3 protein-coding genes are annotated in these 2,120 nt (G+C 62.5%); all 3 read left to right on the forward strand.

The window, feature by feature from the left end:
* A partial coding sequence (locus tag CVT63_08270; protein ID PKQ26872.1) for a GNAT family N-acetyltransferase occupies window positions 1-376 on the forward strand: 376 nt, incomplete at its 5' end.
* A gap of 53 nt (window positions 377-429) precedes the next feature.
* Window positions 430-1,077: an HNH endonuclease gene (locus CVT63_08275; protein ID PKQ26873.1), complete on the forward strand. Its 648-nt coding sequence runs from the start codon at window positions 430-432 to the stop codon at window positions 1,075-1,077.
* Window positions 1,078-1,178: 101 nt separating this feature from the next.
* A partial coding sequence (locus CVT63_08280; protein ID PKQ26874.1) for a hypothetical protein occupies window positions 1,179-2,120 on the forward strand: 942 nt, incomplete at its 3' end.

A 2,120-nucleotide genomic window follows, 5' to 3' on the forward strand; every position in this document is an offset into this window, starting at 1 on the left:
CGGACGCAAACGGCCAGTCGTCGCCGATGGCATCCGCCGCGACCTGCTCAAACACCTTGAGGAGCCGCGACCGGGAAACTTCTTGCTGATCGCCGAAACAGACGATGGCAGCCCGGCCGGATTTTTGCACCTGCAATTGGTTACTGATTATTTTTCCGGCAAGATGAACTGCCACATCTCCGATATTGCGGTGGCGAGCAACTGGGACGGTCGCGGCCTGGGCCGGGCGCTGCTTGATTACACTGAGGCCTTTGCCCGCGAGCATCGCTGTGAACGGCTCACGCTGGGCGCGTTTCCCGGCAATACCCGCGCCCTGTCGGTATACCAGGCCGCTGGCTACCACACCGACATGCTTCGCTTGGCCAAACCCCTGTAAACACCCTGTGGTAACAACAAATCGTCCTGTTTTTGCTTTATGCTCAGAGGGCAATGGATACCGACACATCCGGTCCAAGCCACACGTCCTCCGGGATCATCGCATTCCCGGCGCGGCCGGTTTTTGCCAGCACCTCGCATCCACCGCGTGTTCTTTCGCTCGACGCCTACGGCCGCATCTTGAACTGGATCAGTTGGCAAGACGCCGCCTGCCTGTTCGCGCGCGATGCCATTGCCTGGACACTGGGCTCGCCGTGCCTGCTGGTGCGCGGCGGCATCAACCGCAGCAATGGCCAGCAAAGCATCATCGAACTGCATTCGATCATCGCCGCCCGCGGCCATGCGAGCCCACGCGCGCTCGACCCGACCCCGGCGCTCACCAACACCGCGCTGTTTGCACGCGATGCCCACCTGTGCCTGTATTGCGGCAATGAACTGGGCCGCCACCAGCTCACCCGCGATCACGTGCAACCGATCTCGCGCGGTGGCCGAGATATCTGGGAAAACGTGGTGTCAGCGTGCATCAGCTGCAACTCGCGTAAGGGCAATCGCACCCCGCAGCAAGCCGGCATGCCGCTGCTCGCGGTACCGTTCCGTCCCAGTTGGGTGGAACACCTGATCCTGTCCAACCGCAACATCCTCGCCGACCAGATGGCGTTTTTGAAAAGCCATCTACCGCGACGGGCGCGGCTGAGCGCCTGAGTGTGGCTGTGCCGGGTATGGCCGTCGCAATTGACGCAAGTGTCTAATTCCCGGACACTTGCGCAGCTTTGACGGCGCGCCGCGCTCGAATCCGGAGGGGGATGTTCATGCGAGGATGGTGTTTTACCGGTATGGAACCGGACGAGCGCGAGCAATTGCACGCGCTGTTTGCTGCGGCCAACGCAAGCACGGGACAGCAATTTCAGCTCAGTGATGAGCGCAGTGCCGACGTGCTGGTCGTCGATATCGACTCCATCTACGGGCAAATGACCTGGCTGCGCGCGCGCCAAAACGAGCATACGGTGATTCCGCTCAGCGCCGGTAGCCGTAGCGAGCCGGGCTTGAGCCTGGCCCGACCGGTTACTGAGGCGTCCCTGACCGAATTGATGCGTGCCTTGTTGGCTGCTGCACCCGCCAGCAAACAGCAGGCGGCTGTGACAACAACACCTGCACCAGCGCCAGCGACGCCGACGCCAGCCGCTACCCGCGTCGAACCGGTAGCTATCGCAGCACAGCCCGAGCAAATCGCACCGCCGCCACGGGTTCCGCGCCTGGGCGACTACCTTGCCCCCGGCGCTCTGACCCAGCCGGTACGTATCGTCCGCGATGGCGCCGAGCCGTTGGTGCTCGATCCGGAAACGCGGGTGTATTTCGGGCCGAGTTCGCTGAAGGCACTGCTGCCGTTCTGTCAGGGCGACATGTTGCGCGATGAGCTGCAACCACTCGATGCCGCCGCATTTGCCGAGGTGGTCAAGAAAGGTGGCGCACAGCCGATGGCGCGCTTGCGCTGGCTGTTTGCACTGGTGTCGGGCGAGGGCAAGTTGGCAGAAGGCTATGCCATGGATGAGCGCTTTTCGCTCAGCAAATGGCCGCAGATCGAACGCGAGTTCCCCAAGCATTTCCGCATCGCGACCACGATGATGAAAGGTCCGGCGACAATCGCTGAAATCGCCGAACAAAGCACCGCGCCGGTTGCCGAGGTGATCGACTTCGTCAACGCCAACCTGGCATCGGGCTTTGCGCAAGTCGAGCGAGTACCTGAA

The organism is Candidatus Anoxymicrobium japonicum, assembly GCA_002843005.1.
Lineage (GTDB): Bacteria > Actinomycetota > Geothermincolia > Fen-727 > Anoxymicrobiaceae > Anoxymicrobium > Anoxymicrobium japonicum.